Origin of the sequence: Calothrix sp. CCY 0018 (assembly GCF_963920925.1) — a bacterium.
Lineage (GTDB): Bacteria > Cyanobacteriota > Cyanobacteriia > Cyanobacteriales > Nostocaceae > Rivularia.
Genome location: NZ_CAWUDI010000114.1, coordinates 1 through 1,427 on the forward strand (window position 1 = coordinate 1; position 1,427 = coordinate 1,427).

At 42.0% G+C, this 1,427-nt stretch carries 1 protein-coding gene; it reads left to right on the forward strand.

The window, feature by feature from the left end:
* Positions 1–96: 96 nt before the first annotated feature.
* The gene (locus ACM03V_RS34370) at positions 97–1,392 is read left to right on the forward strand and encodes a hypothetical protein (RefSeq protein ID WP_414625295.1); all 1,296 of its coding nucleotides are present in this window, start codon (positions 97–99) and stop codon (positions 1,390–1,392) included.
* Positions 1,393–1,427: the final 35 nt, after the last annotated feature.

Sequence of the window (1,427 nt, forward strand, 5' to 3'; positions counted from 1 at the left end):
CCATCTCCCCATCTCCCCATCTCCCCATCCCCCCATCCCTCTTAGAGAAAACTTTATACTTGAAATAGAACAATTTCTAAAAAAGGAGGGTTAGAAATGGCTCCCAATCCCGTGATCGTGCAAGCTGTGGAAAAGTTGAATTATCGGGTAACTGTTGGTGATGTGGCTACCCAAGCTGGATTAAATATCGAGATGGCTAATCAGGGGTTATTGGCGCTTGCAACTGATGCTGGGGGACATTTGCAGGTTGCGGAGACAGGTGATATTGTTTACCTTTTTCCACGTAATTTTCGTAATGTATTACAAAGTAAATATTTTAAATTACAGCTACAGGAATGGTGGAATAAGGTCTGGAAGATTTTATTTTATTTAATTAGGATATCTTTTGGAATTGTCTTAATTGCTTCTATCGCTTTAATTACGATCGCGATTACCATGATTCTTGCTTCTTTATCCGACCGCGATGATGATGGAGGTGGTGGTTTTGGCGGTGGTATAGGGTTTTTCTATTTTCCGGATTTATTTTGGTTCTTTAGCCCAAATTATAATACTGGGTATCGAAGTCACGGAAGCGGACGACGGCAGCGCGAAAAGAGTGACTTAAATTTTTTGGAAGCTGTATTTTCGTTTTTGTTTGGCGATGGAAATCCTAATGCAAATCTCCAAGAACGGCGCTGGCAAGAAATTGCAACTGTAATTCGTAATAATGATGGTGCGGTTGTCGCCGAACAAATTACGCCTTACTTGGATGATATTGGCGAGACATATCAACAAGAATACGAAGATTATATGCTGCCAGTTTTAACTAAGTTTAACGGCAAACCAGCGGTAAGTCCTGAAGGTGAAATTGTCTATTCTTTCCCGGAATTACAGGTAACTGCTAAACAAAAAAATTCTCAATCAATTCCTGCTTTTCTCAGAGAATTTTCTTGGCGCTTTAGTAAAGCAACTTCCTCACAAGTAATGTTAAGTGCTGGATTGGGAGGAGTAAACTTAATCGGCGCTTTGATGTTGGGAAGTTTATTACGAGATGGTACTGTAGCTGCACAAGTTGGAGGGCTGGTTGCTTTCGCGCAAGGAATCTACTGGTTGCTGCTAGCTTACGGTATAGGCTTTCTGGGAATACCTTTAATACGGTACTTTTGGATACAGTGGCGTAACCAAAAAATTAGCGATCGCAATAGTCAGCGTCAATCGCGAGCCAAGCTGATAGCCAGTGCGGACGAAAAGTTACAGCAAAAAATCAACTTTGCCCATCAATTTGCCACAAACACAGTAATCGACAAAGATAACTTAGCCTACTCCACCGAAACCGACTTAATCGAGCAAGAAGTAGAAAATTCCGCAAAAATCGACGCAGAATGGCAGAAACGTTTGGAAGAAGGTGAGTGATGGGGGGATGGGGGGATGGGGGGATGGGGAGACAA

Coding starts and splice junctions, on each gene's coding strand:
- ACM03V_RS34370 (WP_414625295.1), top strand. CDS start 97: ATGGCTCCCAATCCCGTGATCGTGCAAGCTGTGGAAAAGTTGAATTAT.